The organism is Rhodoblastus acidophilus (assembly GCF_025961575.1).
Taxonomy (GTDB): domain Bacteria; phylum Pseudomonadota; class Alphaproteobacteria; order Rhizobiales; family Beijerinckiaceae; genus Rhodoblastus; species Rhodoblastus acidophilus_C.
This window is the reverse complement of the sequence record NZ_JAOQNX010000019.1, coordinates 19929-35846: the sequence shown is the minus strand read 5'-3', so window position 1 is coordinate 35846 and position 15918 is coordinate 19929. Positions and strand designations below refer to the sequence as shown.

The 15918-nt window shown below is 64.9% G+C and carries 14 protein-coding genes; 7 read left to right on the top strand and 7 right to left on the bottom strand.

All coding sequences use genetic code 11. The annotated features are described in order from the left end of the window. Window positions 1-6: 6 nt before the first annotated feature. The 5 genes from M2320_RS14170 to rpsI all read left to right on the top strand — a co-directional run bounded on the left by M2320_RS14170 (window position 7) and on the right by rpsI (window position 4453). Window positions 7-813, top strand: coding sequence for an RMD1 family protein (locus M2320_RS14170; RefSeq protein WP_264597841.1), 807 nt, complete (start codon window positions 7-9; stop codon window positions 811-813). 126 nt (window positions 814-939) lie between these two features. Next, on the top strand, window positions 940-2751 hold the full coding sequence (locus M2320_RS14165) for an ABC transporter ATP-binding protein (RefSeq protein WP_264597840.1): 1812 nt from the start codon (window positions 940-942) through the stop codon (window positions 2749-2751). 145 nt (window positions 2752-2896) lie between these two features. Next, on the top strand, window positions 2897-3340 hold the full coding sequence (locus M2320_RS14160) for a PaaI family thioesterase (RefSeq protein ID WP_264597839.1): 444 nt from the start codon (window positions 2897-2899) through the stop codon (window positions 3338-3340). A 160-nt stretch (window positions 3341-3500) separates the two neighbouring features. Then, window positions 3501-3971: a 50S ribosomal protein L13 gene (rplM, locus tag M2320_RS14155; protein WP_264597838.1), complete on the top strand. Its 471-nt coding sequence runs from the start codon at window positions 3501-3503 to the stop codon at window positions 3969-3971. 2 nt (window positions 3972-3973) lie between these two features. Continuing rightward, window positions 3974-4453: a 30S ribosomal protein S9 gene (gene rpsI / locus M2320_RS14150; protein WP_184427586.1), complete on the top strand. Its 480-nt coding sequence runs from the start codon at window positions 3974-3976 to the stop codon at window positions 4451-4453. Between the two features lie 200 nt (window positions 4454-4653). Here the strand turns inward: rpsI and rsmA are convergent, their stop codons facing one another. The 7 genes from rsmA to M2320_RS14115 all read right to left on the bottom strand — a co-directional run bounded on the left by rsmA (window position 4654) and on the right by M2320_RS14115 (window position 13980). Continuing rightward, window positions 4654-5517, bottom strand: coding sequence for a 16S rRNA (adenine(1518)-N(6)/adenine(1519)-N(6))-dimethyltransferase RsmA (gene rsmA / locus M2320_RS14145; RefSeq protein ID WP_264597837.1), 864 nt, complete (start codon window positions 5515-5517; stop codon window positions 4654-4656). Next, on the bottom strand, window positions 5514-6524 hold the full coding sequence (gene pdxA, locus M2320_RS14140; protein ID WP_264597836.1) for a 4-hydroxythreonine-4-phosphate dehydrogenase PdxA: 1011 nt from the start codon (window positions 6522-6524) through the stop codon (window positions 5514-5516). The genes rsmA and pdxA overlap by 4 nt, the downstream gene beginning before the upstream one ends. Continuing rightward, window positions 6521-7411: a peptidylprolyl isomerase gene (locus tag M2320_RS14135; RefSeq protein WP_264597835.1), complete on the bottom strand. Its 891-nt coding sequence runs from the start codon at window positions 7409-7411 to the stop codon at window positions 6521-6523. The genes pdxA and M2320_RS14135 overlap by 4 nt, the downstream gene beginning before the upstream one ends. Before the next feature lie 61 nt (window positions 7412-7472). Further along, entirely contained in the window at window positions 7473-10172 is a 2700-nt protein-coding gene (locus M2320_RS14130; protein WP_264597834.1) for an LPS-assembly protein LptD, read from the bottom strand. After that, window positions 10172-11254 (bottom strand): LPS export ABC transporter permease LptG, encoded by a 1083-nt coding sequence (lptG, locus tag M2320_RS14125; protein ID WP_264597833.1) that lies wholly within the window; start codon window positions 11252-11254, stop codon window positions 10172-10174. Before lptG ends, M2320_RS14130 begins: the two co-directional genes overlap by 1 nt. Next, entirely contained in the window at window positions 11251-12378 is a 1128-nt protein-coding gene (lptF, locus tag M2320_RS14120) for an LPS export ABC transporter permease LptF (RefSeq protein WP_264597832.1), read from the bottom strand. Before lptF ends, lptG begins: the two co-directional genes overlap by 4 nt. Before the next feature lie 183 nt (window positions 12379-12561). Beyond that, window positions 12562-13980: a cryptochrome/photolyase family protein gene (locus tag M2320_RS14115; protein WP_264597831.1), complete on the bottom strand. Its 1419-nt coding sequence runs from the start codon at window positions 13978-13980 to the stop codon at window positions 12562-12564. A 187-nt stretch (window positions 13981-14167) separates the two neighbouring features. On the opposite strand from M2320_RS14115, the gene tmk reads away from it, so the two are divergent. Together tmk and M2320_RS14105 are read left to right on the top strand one after the other, a co-directional pair. Next, window positions 14168-14833 carry a dTMP kinase gene (gene tmk / locus M2320_RS14110; RefSeq protein ID WP_264597830.1) on the top strand — a complete coding sequence of 222 codons (666 nt, stop codon included), beginning with the start codon at window positions 14168-14170 and terminating at the stop codon, window positions 14831-14833. Next, window positions 14830-15888, top strand: coding sequence for a DNA polymerase III subunit delta' (locus tag M2320_RS14105; RefSeq protein WP_264597829.1), 1059 nt, complete (start codon window positions 14830-14832; stop codon window positions 15886-15888). Before tmk ends, M2320_RS14105 begins: the two co-directional genes overlap by 4 nt. Window positions 15889-15918: the final 30 nt, after the last annotated feature.

Sequence of the window (15918 nt, the reverse complement as noted above, 5' to 3'; positions counted from 1 at the left end):
CCTGTCATGAACCAGCCGCCGCCTCTCCCCCCGACCAAACTGACCGCGCGTGCGCTGCTTCTCGGCGACCGCATCGACCTCGCGGGCCTGGAGCGGACCGACACCATTTCTCTGACCCCGCTCGCCTTCCATGTTGGCCCGTCCGGCCGGGTGTCGCTGTATCGTTATGGCGTCGCCGTCCTCGTCGGCCTGAGCCCGCTGGAGGAAGACGACGTCATCGCCAAGCTGAGGGATCGGATCGTCGGCGCCCGCCTGCTGAAGGAGGACGAAACCGCGCAGCTCGTGCTCGATGGCGCGGAGGATCGCATCGCCCCGGGCGGAGCCATCGGCTTAAAAGACCTCTCGGACGCGCGGTTTCTCGTCTTTGCCGACGCCCTGGCCAAGAGCGTCGCGCTGGGCCGTGACGAGCGCGAGGTGAGCGGCGTGTTCGATGAGATCGAGCCGCTGGCCCACAGCCTGGCCCGGCATGGGCGGCCGGGACGCGGGCGGCGCGACCTGCTCCGGCTGATCGGCAAGGCGCTCGGCGTCCAGCACCGCGTCTCCGGGCGCGTTGCGGTGGAGGAAAAGCCTGACGTGCTCTGGGACCGGCCCGACCTGGAGCGCCTCTATGCGCGCCTCGAGGACGAATATGAGCTGAAGGAGCGCGCCCAAACGCTGCAACGCAAGCTGGACGTGATCGTCGAAACCGCCCGAGCCCTGGCCGACCTGATCGACGCCGACCGCTCCAGCCTCATGGAGGCGGCGATCGTCGTGCTGATCGTTCTGGAGCTGGCCGCCTCGGTTTTCCAGATCGTCTTTCGGTCAGGTCATTGAAGTCAAAAGGGAAAAATCCCCCGCATTGACAGCGCCGCCGTTAAAGCTCACAAGGCGAGCCGATTTTTCCCCGCGCCCGCGGCCGGAGCGTGGAGGAGATGGTCCAAGGCCTCCGGAAAAAGTTAATTGTCCTGGCTCTCTGAGAAATTGGCGAAGAAGTGGTTCACCGCCGGTCAGTTGCATCTGATCGAACGGCTGTTGCGCGAACAAGGCCGTAAGCACGTCAAGGCCTATGTGATCGCCTTCGCCATGATGGGTGTGATCGCCGCCTGCACCACGCTCTCCGCCTATATCATGAAGGACATCATCGACCGGATTTTCGTCGACCGGTCGATCGAGGCCATGTGGGCGATCGGCGGCGCCATTGTCGCCATCTACGTGACCAAGGGATTCGCCACCTATGGACAGGCGGTGGTGCTGACCAAGGTCGCCAACAATATTGTCGCGGAAATCCAGTCGCGCATTTTCGACAAGATGCTGGCGCTGGACATTTCCTTTTACAACCGCAGCCACTCCACCGAATTCATCGCGCGCCAGGCCTTTATATCCAATGCGGCGAGCGGCACGCTCAACATGCTGATCACGGCGCTGGGCCGCGACATTCTCACCACGGTCGGCCTGACCTTCGCCATGCTCCAGCAGGACCCGGTGCTGGCGCTGCTGGCGATCGTGATCATGCCCGGCGCCATTATCGGCGTCCGCAAACTTGGCGCCAAGGCCAAGAAGGTCATGATGACGGAATTCTCAGGCTTCCAGGCGATCCTGGAAAGCCTGCAGGAGACCTCGCAGGGCATTCGCGTGGTCAAGTCCTACACGCTCGAGCCTTTCATGCGCGAGCGCCAGCAGACGTCGATCCGCAGTTTCGAGGCCGCCGCCAACAAGCTGGCGCGCGTGCAGTCGCGCTCCAGCCCGCTAATGGAGACTTTTGCCGGCATGGCCATCGCCGCCGTCGTTGTTTACGGCGGCTATCGCGTGATCTATTCCGGCTCGGAGCCAGGCAATTTCTTCGCCTTCATCACCGCGCTGCTGCTTGCGACCGAACCGGCCAAGCGCATCGCCCGCCTCCAGGTCGACCTCGCGACCTCGCTGATGGGCGTGCAGATGCTTTACGAATTCCTCGATCTGAAGGAGCCAGAGAAGGAAGAGCCGGGCACGCCCGAGCTGACCGTGACGCAGGGCAGGGTCGAGTTCCAGGATGTGGAGTTCGCCTATCGCGCCGGCGAAATGGTTCTGAACAAGATCAACTTTATCGCCGAGCCCGGGGAAACCACCGCCCTGGTCGGCCGCTCCGGCGGCGGCAAGACCACCACCATGGCCATGCTGCTGCGCTTCTACGAGCCGACAGCGGGACGGATCCTGATCGACGGTCAGGACATTTGCCAGCACACCCGCCATTCGCTGCGCAGCCAGATCAGCTACGTCGGCCAGGACACGTTTTTGTTCAAGGGCTCGGTGTTCGAAAACATCGCCTATGGCCGGCCGGGCGCCAGCCGGGAAGAGGTCGAGGCCGCCGCCAAGGCCGCCTTCGCCCATGACTTCATTGTCGGCTTCGAACGTGGCTACGATTCGCCGGTCGGCGAACACGGCATGCAATTGTCGGGCGGCCAGCGCCAGCGCATTTCCATTGCCCGCGCCTTCCTCAAAAACGCCCCGCTGATCCTGCTCGACGAGGCGACCTCGGCGCTCGACACCGAATCCGAGCGCGCGGTTCAGGAGGCGCTCAGGCGCCTGTGCGCGGGCCGCACCACTTTGGTCATCGCCCATCGTCTCAGCACCGTCGCCAATGCCGAGCGCATCTGCGTGATCGAGGGCGGCCGGGTGATCGAGACCGGTCGTCAGGATGACCTTCTGGCGAAAGGCGGGGTTTATGCCCTGCTGTACAAAACCCAGTTCGAAAGCGCGGCGCTCGCCAGCATCGCCGAGGCCGCGGCGGAGTGACGCCAAGCCGTCACGTCTAGTCGCTGCAGCCCGGCCACGAACAATGGTCGGGCTTTTTCTGTTCGGGGCGGCGCTTGTCCGCCCTGGTTGTTTTCGCGGCCGCGCCGGCGCCCTATCCTGTCTCGCGTTCAACCTGGATAGTGAGATGCGCGCCGATCCAAAAATGTCGCTGGCCGAAGTCGAGGCCTTTCTTGAAGCCGAATTCCCGCAATTGCGCCACGGCGGGCGCATGGTCAGCGTCGAATCGGTCGGGCCGATGAGCGCGCGGCTGCGGCTGCATTCGGACGAGCGCCATCTGCGGCCGGGCGGCACCGTGTCGGGGCCGGCGATGTTCATGCTCGCCGACGTCGGAATTTACGTGGCGATTCTCGCGCAAATCGGACCCGTGGCCTTGGCGGTGACCACCAATCTCAACATCAACTTTCTCAGAAAGCCGCCGCATGGCGATGTTTTAGCTGAGATTTCCTTGTTAAAGCTCGGCAAGAGGCTGGCGGTCGGCGAGGCGACCTTGTTCGCCCAAGGTCCTGACGGCTTCGATGACGAGCCGGTCGCCCATGCCGTTGGGACCTACTCGATCCCACCGCGATGAGAACGAGGGCATGATAGCGGTATTATGATACCATTCTCGTGAAACGCCTGCTTTTTCGTGTATTCCCGCGCGAAACGCGTTGACAACGGGGCGATGCGTCCCTAAAAACCCGCATCCTCCCGCCGGGTTTTTTTGACCCGCGCTGCAACGGAAAAGAGACATGTACGGCAAGACCTATTCGGCCAAGGCCGCCGAAATCGAGAAGAAATGGGTGCTGATCGACGCCAAGGGGCTCGTTGTCGGCCGCCTCGCCTCGATCATCGCGCTGCGCCTTCGCGGCAAGCACAAGGCGACCTTCACCCCCCACATGGATGACGGCGACAACATCATCGTCATCAACGCCGACAAGGTGGTCCTGACTGGCCGCAAGCGCGACCAGAAGGTTTATCACCACCACACCGGTTTTCCGGGCGGCATCAAGGAGCGCTCCGCCAAGTTCATTCTTGAGGGTCGTTTCCCTGAGCGCATCGTCGAGAAGGCCGTGCAGCGCATGCTCCCCGAGGGTCCGCTCGGCCGCAAGCAGCTCGGCAACCTGCGCGTCTACAAGGGCGCTGAACACCCCCATGCGGCCCAGAACCCGACGGTTCTCGACGTCGCCGCCATGAACACCAAGAACAGCCGGAAAGACTGACCATGAGCGAGACCCTCTCCTCCCTGCAGGACCTGAAGGCCGCGACTTCCGCTCCCGCGCCGGAAGCGCCCGTCCATGTGCAGAAGCTGGACAAGCTCGGCCGCGCCTATGCCACCGGCAAGCGCAAGAACGCCGTCGCCCGCGTCTGGGTCAAGCCCGGCTCCGGCAAGATCACCGTCAACGGCCGCGAACTCGGCGTGTATTTCGCCCGCCCGGTGCTGCAGATGATCGTGCGCCAGCCGCTCGGCGTCTCCGCGCGTGACGGCCAGTTCGACATTCTGGTGACGGTCGCCGGCGGCGGCCTGTCCGGTCAGGCGGGCGCGGTGCGCCACGGCCTGTCCAAGGCGCTGACCCATTACGAGCCCGGTCTGCGTCCGGCGCTGAAGAAGGCCGGTTTCCTCACCCGCGACTCCCGCGTCGTCGAGCGCAAGAAGTACGGCAAGCGCAAGGCGCGCAGAAGCTTCCAGTTCTCGAAGCGCTGAGTTTTCTCAACCCTTCTGGAGTTTTGGCGGCGGGCCTCTGGCCCGCCGTTTTCGTTTGGTAGCCGATCAGGGCTCGACCGCGATCTGAGATACAGCGTCTCCGCTGGACAGTTGGGCTGCTGACAAATTCGTGGCCCGCCTTCGTCCTTCGATGCTTCGACAAGCTCAGCAGCCGCTTCGCGGCTTCCTCAGGATGAGGGCTACTGGATGGCGAGCGAAGCGGACAGGGCGCACGCCAGGGCAACAAAACCTTCCACCGAAATCTCTTCGGCGCGGCGGGTCGGTTCGATGCCGGCGGCTTCCAAAAGCGCGAGCGGATCTACGCCCAACCCCTTGAGCGCTTGTCGCAGCATTTTGCGGCGCTGCCCGAAGGCGGCGGCGGTCACCCGCTCCAGCGCCGCCGCATCGCATTCCAGCAGTTTTGCGCGAGGTCGCAGCTCCACCACCGACGACGTCACCTTTGGCGGCGGGGTGAAGGCGGCCGGCGGCACATCGAACAAAATCTTGGTTTCGCAGCGCCAATTGGCGAGCACGCCCAGGCGGCCGTAATCGGCCCGCTTTTGCGGGCCGGCGACGATGCGCTCCGCCACTTCGCGCTGGAACATCAGGACCATGCGGTCATAGAACGGCGGCCACTGCTTCTGCGTGAGCCAGCCGACCAGCAATTGCGTGCCAATATTGTAGGGCAGGTTGGCGCAGATGCGCGCCGGGCCTGTCACCCCCTGTTCCGCGAGAAAGGCGGGATAATCGAGCGCCAGCGCGTCGCCAGGAACAAGTTTGAGGCGGCCGGGATAGGCGGCGGCGACTTCTTCCAGCGCGGCGAGACAACGGTCGTCGCGCTCCACGGCGATCACTTTTTTCGCACCATGAGCGAGCAAGGCGCGCGTCAAACCGCCCGGTCCGGGTCCGATCTCTAGAAAAGTCGCCTCGTCCGATGCGCCGGCGGCGCGGGCGATGCGGCCGGTGAGGTTGAGGTCGAAAAGAAAATTCTGGCCGAGCGATTTTTTGGCGTTCAGCTCGTATTTCGCGACGACCTCGCGCAGGGGCGGCAGGCCGTCGCTCATTTGTTTGCCGTCCGCGCGATCGCCATGCGGTCCGCCAACAAAATCGCCTCGGCGAGGCTGGAGGTATTGGCGCGGCCGGTTCCAGCGAGGGAAAAGGCCGTGCCGTGATCGGGCGAGGTGCGGATGAACGGCAGGCCCAGCGTGACATTGACGCCGGTGTCGAACGCCAGGGTTTTTGCGGGGATCAGAACCTGATCGTGGTACATGCCGATGGCGACGTCATAGGTTTGCCGCGCTTCGGCGTGGAACATCGTGTCGGCGGGCAGCGGGCCGATCGCGCCAAAACCCTCGGCGGCAAGGCGCGATACGGCCGGGGCGACGATCAACGAGTCTTCGCTGCCCATGGCGCCATCCTCGCCGGCATGCGGATTGAGGCCACAGAAGGCGAGGCGCGGGTTCGAAACGCCGAAATCGCGGCTGAGCGCCGAGGCCACGATCCGGCCGATTTCGACAAGATCGTCTTCGCGCAGGGCGATGGGGACGGCGCTCAGCGGAATGTGGATGGTTGCGGGGACCACGGCCAGCTCCCGCGACCAGATCATCATCACGGGACGCGCGGCCTCGCCGAATTTCTGCGCCGCCAGCTCGCCCAAAAATTCGGTGTGGCCGGGATGCGAAAATCCGGCGGCGTAGAGCACGGATTTGGCGATCGGATTGGTCACCATGGCGCGGGCGCGGCCCTCGCGCAGAAAGTCGACGGCGTGCTCAATCGCTTCGACGGTCGCGGGGGCGTCAGCGGGATCGGGCTGGCCCGGCGTCCCGCGCGCCCGATTGCGAAGGGGAACGACGGGCAGTGCGGCTTGGAAAATTTCCCCGGCCTGCTCCGGCGCGCATTCGGCAATGGCGACATCAAGCCCGAGCAGCGCGGCGCGGCGTCGCAAACAGTCTGGGTCAGCGAGCAGGAAAAACGGTGGCAGACCGGCTTCGCGTGCGTAAAGCGTCAGGGCGATGTCGGGACCGATTCCCGAAGCGTCGCCCTGGGTGACGCAGAGCGGCGCGGCGCTCACTTCTTGACGACGACCGCCGTGGCGCGCAGCTCCTTGTAGAGCTTTTCCGCGTCCTCCGAGATTCTGCGCGACAGCACGCGCTGGGCGGCCTGGTCGCGGGCAGAGTCTCCCTTCGCCTTGCTCTTGTCGCAAACCGCGATCGCCACCAGGCCGGTGGAATCGCGGCTCGGCGCGGTGAGGTGGCCCACCGGCGTCTTGTTGAGCAGGTCGGCGAGTTGCTCTCCCAGTGCGGAACTGGTCCGGGTGATCGGTTCGCGCACCACCACATTGGGGGAGGCGCTGGCCATTTTGACGCCCGAATCGCAGTCGGTGAAGCGCGCCTTCAGGTCCTGCATTTCCTTGGCGGCAGCTTGCAGTCCGGCGGCGCCCGAGGAGGGCGGCGCGGCGACCACCACCTGGCGGAGGGTGTAGGTCATCTCGTTCGACAGTTTCGGCGAGCGGGCGATTTCGGCGTCGATGTCCTTCTCGCTGACTTCCACGGCGCGGTTGCGGGCGCGGGCGTAAATGGTGAAGGCCTGGTGGATCTGGAGGAAATTTTCCAGATGCTTGCTGTCGGCGCCGGATTGTGCGAGCCGCTGCTGCAGCGCCTGCGGCGTGGTGTGGAGGCGTTCGGCGAAATAGTAGAGGGTCGGGCCGATCTCGTCATTCTTGACGCGGATGCCGTATTTGTTCACTTCGCCCGCCTCGACGCGCGATTTGACCAGGCTTTCCAGCGCATCCGACGCCGACGACGGCATGCCGAGCGCCCGCAAAACCTTCTCGCGGTTGGCGATGTCCTGGGTGGTCACGGGATCGCCGTTGATGGTGGCCACGATGGATTGGGCGTGGGCCCCCGAGCAAGCCATCAAGGCGAGCATCGCGCCGGCAAAGACTGTTGAACGCGCCATTATCATTCCGTCGAAAACCCCTCCGGTGTCAGCCCGACCGTTCGCGCAGCCGGGCGTCAGGTCAGTTGGAGTAATTGTACATTGCGCCGTTGGTGCGGGTGCCGTCCTGAACGACCGTGGGCGTCAACGACAGCGGCGCCTTGATGTCGCCGAGCGTGCGCAGTTCGAGATTGAACACGATCGACTTGTTGCGGGAGTAATTCGGCGGATAGCCATAACCGTCGGTGATGGAGTCGCGATAGGTCACGCCGAGCTTGAGGCATTCGTCCTGGTAGCCGATCCCGGCGCCCCAGGTGGCGATGGCGAACAGCGGCGCGGCCGGCGCGAACTGGAACTGCGCCTGTCCCGCACTGTTGTAGCCGACCAGATATTCAACGTTGTTGTAATTGTGCCGACCCAGATCCCAGGCGATGTCGCCCTGAAGGTAGTAATTCTTGAACACGTCGTAGCGCGTGTTCACGCTCAAGCCCTCGCGACGCTCATTGTAGCCGATGATCGGCTGCGCCGCGTAATTGGCGTAGTTCACGCCGAAGGTCAGCGGGCCGTAATAGGCGCGACCGCCGAGGTCGAGACGACGCAGAGCCCAGTCGGCCTGATCGAACCGCGCCTTGGCGATGAACGAATAGTTGGCCGACGGCGCATAGGTCAGGCGCGTCACATAGTCGGACACCGGCTTGTCCAGGCCAGAGCTGAGGCCGATATTGGCGGCGTCGGGGGTGGCGTAGGAATTGATGCCGGCGACTTGCACGGATTGGCCGACCAGCGCGCTGGCATAACCGTATTCGTGCATGTCATAGGTGAACTGGGCGCCGTAATTGGAGCGCACGCCGGTCTCGAAGCGGTCGTAGCCCGAATATTTGTTCCATTCGAACACGTTGGTGTCGTCGAACACCAGGCTCTGCGAGTCGAGGTTGACCATGCTTCGGGTCGGCTGACCGTTGGGCCGCGCGATGATCTGCGCGATCGGCTCAATCACCATCTCGCCGATGGGGGTCTTGGACAGCAGCGGATAGCGCCATTCCAAGCCGGCGCCCGGCGTGACAAAGCCGCCGAACTGGTCGTTATGGTTGATGAAATTGGACTGATAGGTGTTGGCGATCGGGTCCGTGATCGTCGTATAGCCTGTCGGGGTCGCCGGATCGGCGTAGGTGCGCGAGAAGATCGCCGAGCCGTTCACGCTGGCGTTGAGATAATTCAGATTCGCGCGCGCAAAGGTGAAGGGCGTCCAGACTTCGCCGAGCGGATCGATGAACTTGCGCTTCCACGACACTTGCAGGGTGCCGCTGTCATATTCGCCGCCAATGCCGCGCAACAGACAGTTCTGCTTGGTGTACAGCGCCGTCATCGTCGAGGGATTGCGGCAGACCGCATACATGCCGTACTGCACGTCGAACTGGTATGAGCCGATCTGCTGGTAGGAGGCGAGCCCGGCGGTCGAGCGGGTGAAATTGGCGTCGATCTCGATCTCGCCGCCGATGCCCCAGGTGTTCGCCGGGTCGAGCGAAATCATCTTGTTATAGTCGAGGATCGGCCAGACTGCCGCGAGTTGCGGCTGGAGGTCGCTGTTGGCCAGGCCCTGGAACGAATAGCCGCGCAGGTCGAGATAGCCGCGGTCGCCCTGGCCGGTGATATAGGCCGTCGACGAGTTCTCGCGGAAGAAATTGCCGCTGAGCGTGTTGTTGCCGACCTGGTAGTCGTTGTTGAAATATTTGTCGGTGGCGCGGACGACGTCCCAGCCGAACTTCCAGTTCTGGCTCAGCCAGATCGCGCCCTGGGACACGACCATGCCGCGGTTGGGGCGGCTGCCGACGCCATAGACATTCGGATCGTTCTCGTGAACGCCGATGAGGTTGAGCGTGTAATAGCCGTTGTCGAGGCGCTGCCGGAATTCGAGATCGCCGCGGAACCCCTGGGTCGAGTAATAATAGGGGGTCACCGTGACATCCATGTCCGGCGAGATCTTGTAGAAATAGGGCTGGCCGTAGCCGAAGCCGTTGGTGTCCTTGTAGGACAGGCGCGGCGCGAGGAAGCCCGACTTGGCGGTCACGCTCGGATCGGGCGTCGACAGATAGGGGATCCAGGCAATCGGCACGCCGAACAGATCGAAGGTGGCGTTCTCGTAGTAGAGAGTCTGCTCGCTGTTCTTGTGGATGATCCTTTGCGCGCGCAAGCGCCAGACGGGCGCGCGGTCGGGGTGTTCGGCGCAGCTTTCGCAGGCGGTATAGGCGCCTTTCTCGAAGACGGTGGTCTCCTCGTCGAGCCTTTCCGACCGAGTCGCCGTCATATGGGTGCGGTCTTTTTCGCTGCCGGAATCGGAGCGCGCCGCATCGACGAAGCCGCGCTTGAAATCGCCGGACAGCTCCATCCGGTCGGCATGGGTGACCGAACCGTCGGCGTCCGTGAGCTTGACCGAGCCTTCGGCGAGCACCCGACCGGTGTCGCGGTAATAGGTGACCTTGTCGGCCTCGAGCGTCTTCTTCTTGTAATAGATCTGCACGTCGCCGGTGGCGACCACAGTGTGGTCGCGGTCGTTGTAGGTCACCTTGTCGGCGTCGACGTTCATCGGCGCCTTGTTGTCGCTGCCGGCGGCGCCGGAGAACCTGTCGGCCAGAGTCTGCGCATGTGCGACCGCGGGAAGCGCGGCCAGCGCCGCGCCCAAGGCGAGCGTCATGGCGATCCAGGACACGCGCGCACGCGAGGGACGCGCGAAACCGGCCCGGTCTGCGGCGGACATCGTGGTCATGGGGGCGAGATGGGCCATCAGCCGTCCTCGCGGTTCAGTAGAGTCAAGCCGCCCAACAGGTTCGCAATAATCGCTGGCGACCAGGCGGCGACAGGCGCGCTCAACATGCCCGCTCCGCCCAGATCGGATACAAGTTTAGAGGACACATAAAGCACGAAGCCGGCCCCGACGCCACCCAGAACCATCAGGCCGACGCCGCCCATGCGCGACAGCTTCAGCGAGAAGCAGGCCGCGATCAGCACCATGGCCGCGAGCAAGGTCGGCAGGGCGAGAAGCTGTTGAAAACGCAAACGATAACCCACTGCATCCAGCCCTGCTGCTTCCGTGTCCGACGCCAGCCGCGGAAGCGACCAGAATGGCACGGTCTCGGGCGCCACGAAACTCTGCGCCACCTGAGTGGGCTGCAGATTAGTCCCAAGATGGTAAATTTCCATTTGCTTCGGATCGGTCGCCGGAGCGGTCACCAAAGCATCCCTCATCTCCCATTCGCCCTCGCGCAGCCGACTCTCGACCGCATCGACTCTTTCGACGAATCGTCCCTTCAGGTCAAAGACATAAGCGGTGACGCCGGTGAGGCGCAAGCCGGCCTCGGTGGAGAAGTCGGCGCGCAGGATCGATTGCTGGTCACGGCCGCGCTGGCGAAGCCACTTGTTGGAGTCCTGCGCCGAAAGCTGAGTCTTGAAAATCCCGGCTTCGATGCTGTCGGCCTTGTCCTTCATCAGCGCCGCGCCGGGGCTCAGCGTCGTCATCACCACGACGCCCAGGCCGAGCGCGGCCAGAACCGGAGGCGTGAGGAATTGCCACACGGAGACGCCGGCTGCGCGGGCCACCACCAGCTCCAGCTTTCGGGTCAAATTGATGAAAGCCGCCATGGCGCCGAACAAAGTGGCGAAGGGCAGCGCCTGTTCCGCGATCATCGGCGTGCGCATCAGGCACAAAAGCAGCACGAGAGACAGCGGCGTGTTGGGCACGTCGCCGGCGCGGCGCAGCATTTCGACGAAATCGGCCATGAAGATCAGGCCGAAAATGGTGAGGAAGATCACCCCAAGGCTCTGCAGGAAGCGCAGTGCGAAATAGAGTCCGAGCGTCCGGCCAATCATCGCGCCTCCGCGGGAAGGAGACGCGAGGGGCGGATCAACGGAATCAGAGCGTAGCGGAAGGCGTAGAGGGCGGCGGCGACCATGGCGGCGATGGGCAGGGCGTAGGCGAAGGGCACCGCCTGCGGGCCGCGCACCACGGCGCCGGCGAGGCCGAAGCCGGCGACGCGCAACCCTACGGCGGCGACGGTCGCCGCCGCCAGAGCGAGGCCGCGCGTCTGCCGTGTGGTGCGCGGCGCGCCCAGCGCCGCAAAGCCGATCATGCCCATGGCCATGGCGTAGAGCGGCGAAACGAAGCGTTCGTGCAGGTCGGCGCGGAAGCGCCCCTCGTTCTCGCGCGTATAGGGATCGGAGACGTCATAGTTGAGCAGCTCGGGGGTGGAGCGCTCGCGCGGCTTGAGCGGGCCCATCAGGGTTTTCGGACCGAAATTCGAAAGATCGAGCGCATAGGAATCAAACGTCACCATGGCGGGGATGGCGCCCTTGTCCTGCTTCTGGATCGTGCCGGTTTGCAGCACGATGAAGGACTTGCCGTCGATTTTCGTGACAATGCCGTTCTCGGCGAGATAGACGCTCAACTGGCCGGTCTCGCGCCGGTCGAGCATGAACACGCCGAGCAGTTCGCCGCCCGGTCCGCGATCCCGGTAATGGAAGACCAGGCCGCTGTCGAGCGAGCTGAACTGGCCGGGCCTCACGATTTTGGTCAAAAAATCCGAGCGCACCTCCACCCAGGCGTCGCGCATCAGGACGAAGCTCGCCGGCATGATCCACAGCGACACCAGCGCGCAGAAGCCCGACACCAGCACGATCAGCAGCGCATAGGGACGCAGCAGGCCGAGCGGCGACAGGCCGGAGGCCGCGGTCACCACCAGCTCGCTGTCGCTGTTGAGCTTGTTGAGGGAGAACAGGACGGCGATGAACAGCGCGATCGGCGCGATGACCATGACCAGAGAGGGAATCCACATGCCGGTGATGGTGAGGAATTTGAAGATCGACTGGCTCTTGGAGGTGATGAGGTCGAGGTCATGCAGCGCCTGCTGCAGCCAGATGACGGCCGTCAGCGCTCCGAGCGTGGCCAGGAAGGCCATGCCGGCGACTCGGAAGATGTAGCGCTCGATCAGGGTCATGCACACCGTTTCCGCCGCAACGTCCAAAAGGGCGGACGACGGCGCATAGCTTATGTAGCAGCAATTTGAGCCAAACAATGGCCGGGCGGGGGCGGCCGCGCATGAAAACGGCGATCTGTGGCGCGCAAGGCACAGATCAAGCCAAGGCCAGAAAAGCCAATCGCGTTCTACGGTTAACGGACGTTATGCGCCCGCCGCAGCGGTGGCCGCGAAGGCGTCCAGCGCCCGTCGGCGCGCGAAATCGTGTTCGACGATCGGGGCCGGCCAGTTGCCGCCGATCTTTACGCCGGCGGCCTCCAGGATGTCGCGGGGCGCAGCGAACGGCCGGTGGATCCATTTCGCCGGCAGCCCGGCGAGTTCCGGGCACCAGCTGCGCACGAAATCGCCGTCGGGATCGAATTTTTCGCCTTGGAGCACCGGATTGAAGATGCGGAAATAGGGCGCGGCGTCGGGGCCGCTGCCCGCGACCCATTGCCAGGACACCGCATTGTTGGCGGCGTCGGCGTCGGTGAGCGTGTCCCAGAACCAGGATTCGCCTTCCCGCCAGTCGATGAGCAGGTGCTTGACCAGGAAGGAGGCGGCGATCATCCGGGCGCGATTGGCCATGAAGCCGGTGCGCCAGACCTGCCGCATGGCGGCGTCGACCACGGGATAGCCGGTGCGCCCGCCCTTCCAGGCGTCGAGACCATGGGGGTCGTTGCGGTAGGGAAAGCGGTCGAACCGGGCGTTGAAATTTTCCCAGGGCAAATCGGGACGCGCGTAGAGCAGGTGGGTGGAAAACTCCCGCCAGCACAATTCGATCAGGAATTTCTCCGCCGGGCGCCCGCGCACCGCCGCCACGATCTGGCGCGGCGAAATCTCGCCGAAATGCAGATTCGCCGAGAGTTTCGAGGCGCCGTCGCAATCGATGCGGTCGCGCATGGTCTCGTAACCATCGAGCTTTTCGTCGATGAAATGGCGCAACCGTCGTTCCGCGCCGTCCGGACCCGCGTGAGGCTCGGGGAAATCCCGGGCCCAATCGGGTCGGCTGGGCGAGAGCGCCAGCGCCGCGCGGTCGAGCTGGGGAAAATCCGGGGGCCATTCGGTGAAAGCGAGGTGGTCCGGCGCGGGGTGGGGCTCGGCGTGGGCGAGCTTGTCGCGGATGGCCCGCCAGAACGGGGTGAACACCTTGTAATGGCCGCCTGGTCGCGGCGAAAGCTGCGCGGGCTCGGCCAGCAGCGCGCCGTTGAAACTCTCGACCCGCCCGGCGAAGGCGGCGGCGACGCGCGCGTCGATCGCGCGCTCGGCCCCGCCATAGCGCCGATTGAAGAACAGTTTTTGCGCGCCGGCGGCCTGGGCAAGCTGCGGCAGCAGCGATTCGGCGGCGCCGCGCAAAAAATGCAGCCGGCCGCCGAACCTGGCGAGATCGCCTTCAAAGGCTTGCAGCGCCCGGTCGAGCCGCCAGCGCGCCGCCCCGCCGATCGGCCGCAGGCCTTCGTCCTCAAGGATGAAGACGCAGAGCAGCGGCAGGCCCGAGGCCGCCGCCGCGGCCAGCGCCGGATTGTCCTCCAGCCGGAAATCTTCGCGAAACCAGACGAGAGCGCACGGGGAGGGGTTCGACATGAAAAAATCGCGCGAGAACGGAAGGTTGTGCGGCATTAACCTGCTGCGGGCGGAAAGGTCTCACCCGCCCGACTACCCCGGGCGGTTTTTTCGCGTTATGGAGATTGATCGGTTTAGAGCATGATCCCAAAGGCGGGGAAACCCCGCTTTCGGAAATTCAGCTTTGGCAAGGCGCAGGGCGTTCGGTTTGGGCAAGGGGCTTTTCATCACCTTCGAAGGCGGCGAGGGCGCGGGCAAATCGACCCAGATCCGCCTGCTCGCCGGGCGTCTGCGCGATTACGCGCGCGAACTGGTGACGACCCGCGAGCCCGGCGGCACCGAACTCGCCGAGCGCCTGCGCGATGTCATCCTGAGCGGGCGGGCGAAGAAATTCGGCCCGCTCGGCGAGGCCGTGCTGTTTTCCGCCGCCCGCATCGACCATATCGACCGGCTCATCGCCCCGGCGCTGGCGCGCGGCGCCGTCGTGCTCTGCGACCGGTTCGCCGATTCGACCCGCGCCTATCAGGGCGCGCGCGGCGACGTCGACGAGAAGGTCATGGCCGCGCTGGAAAACGCGGCCGTCGCCAATTGCCGGCCCGACCTGACCTTCATTCTCGACATTCCTCCTGAAATCGGTTTGGAGCGCGCGCGGGCGCGGCGCGGCGCGGACAATGCCGATCGGTTCGAGGGCGAAAACCTCGCTTTCCATTGGCTGCTGCGCGAACGATTTCTGACCATCGCCCGGGCCGATCCCGAGCGGTGCCGCGTGATCGACGCCGACCGCCCTCAGGACGCCGTGGCGGCTTCGATCTGGGAGGCCATGGCCGAAAAATTCCGCCGGCGTGAGCACGAGGCTGTCGAGGGCGTTTCGTGAAGGGGGATTCGGCGCCGGAAAGCGATCGGTTCGAGCCGGCGCCGCACCCGCGCGACACCCACGTTTTGTTCGGGCATCGCAAGGTCGAAGCCGATTTCCTCGAAGCCTTTCGCGCCAACCGGATGCCGCAGGCGTTCATTCTCGGCGGCCCCCTGGGCATTGGCAAGGCGACGCTGGCCTGGCGCATGGCGCGCTTCCTCGCCGCCTATCCCGACCCCACAACCCCCGAGGTTTTGTCCGCCCAAGACCTTTCGGTCGATCCTGCGCATCCGGTCGCGCGCAAAATCTCGTCGATGGCGTTTGGCGACCTCGCGCTGCTGCGGCGTGGGTTCAACGAGAAGACCAAGAAGTTCTTCACCCGCATCGCCGTCGAGGATGTTCGCAAAATGCTGCATCTGTTCGAGCAGGCGGCGGGCGGGGGCGGCTGGCGCATGGCGATCGTCGATTCCGCCGACGACCTCAACGCCGCCAGCGCCAATGCGCTGCTCAAGATGATCGAGGAGCCGCCGCCGCGCAGCCTGTTCCTGCTGGTCGCCCACCAGCCCGGCCGCATCCTGCCGACGATTCGCTCGCGCTGCCGTAGGGTGATGCTGCAACCGCTCGCCGACGCCGATCTGCGGGCCGCTGCTCGCGCGGCTTTGGCTGCGGCCGGGCTCAACCCCGAGGACTCCGCGCTTGACGCCGCCTGCGCCCGAGCCGAAGGCGCGCCGCGCGAAGCTTTGCGGCTGTTGTCCGCCGTGGACGCGAAATTCGACGCCCAGGTCAACCGGGCGCTCGCCATGCTTCCGCAGATCAACTGGCCTTTGATCCACGGCATCGCCGACAGCGCCGCCGGCGACGAGACGGCGCTCGACGCCCTGCTCGCCGCCTGTTTCGGCTGGCTCAGCGCCGGTCTGCGCCAAAAACGCGATCTTGGGCCGCGCGCCGTCGCGCCCTATGCCCAGGCCTGGGAGCAACTCGAACGCGAAGCGCGGGACCTCGCCGTGTTCAATTTGGACAAGCGGGCGTTCACGTTGCTGGCCTTCGATCTGCTGGCGCAGACCGCGCGGGCGTGAGCAGGCGAGGGGACTGGATCACGTTGCGCG

Excerpts from the sequence above, each read along its gene's own strand:
- M2320_RS14170 (WP_264597841.1), top strand. The coding sequence starts at position 7 with ATGAACCAGCCGCCGCCTCTCCCCCCGACCAAACTGACCGCGCGTGCG.
- M2320_RS14160 (WP_264597839.1), top strand. The coding sequence starts at position 2,897 with ATGCGCGCCGATCCAAAAATGTCGCTGGCCGAAGTCGAGGCCTTTCTT.
- rplM (WP_264597838.1), top strand. The coding sequence starts at position 3,501 with ATGTACGGCAAGACCTATTCGGCCAAGGCCGCCGAAATCGAGAAGAAA.
- rpsI (WP_184427586.1), top strand. The coding sequence starts at position 3,974 with ATGAGCGAGACCCTCTCCTCCCTGCAGGACCTGAAGGCCGCGACTTCC.
- rsmA (WP_264597837.1), bottom strand. The coding sequence starts at position 5,517 with ATGAGCGACGGCCTGCCGCCCCTGCGCGAGGTCGTCGCGAAATACGAG.
- M2320_RS14135 (WP_264597835.1), bottom strand. The coding sequence starts at position 7,411 with ATGGCGCGTTCAACAGTCTTTGCCGGCGCGATGCTCGCCTTGATGGCT.
- M2320_RS14130 (WP_264597834.1), bottom strand. The coding sequence starts at position 10,172 with ATGGCCCATCTCGCCCCCATGACCACGATGTCCGCCGCAGACCGGGCC.
- lptG (WP_264597833.1), bottom strand. The coding sequence starts at position 11,254 with ATGATTGGCCGGACGCTCGGACTCTATTTCGCACTGCGCTTCCTGCAG.
- lptF (WP_264597832.1), bottom strand. The coding sequence starts at position 12,378 with ATGACCCTGATCGAGCGCTACATCTTCCGAGTCGCCGGCATGGCCTTC.
- M2320_RS14115 (WP_264597831.1), bottom strand. The coding sequence starts at position 13,980 with ATGTCGAACCCCTCCCCGTGCGCTCTCGTCTGGTTTCGCGAAGATTTC.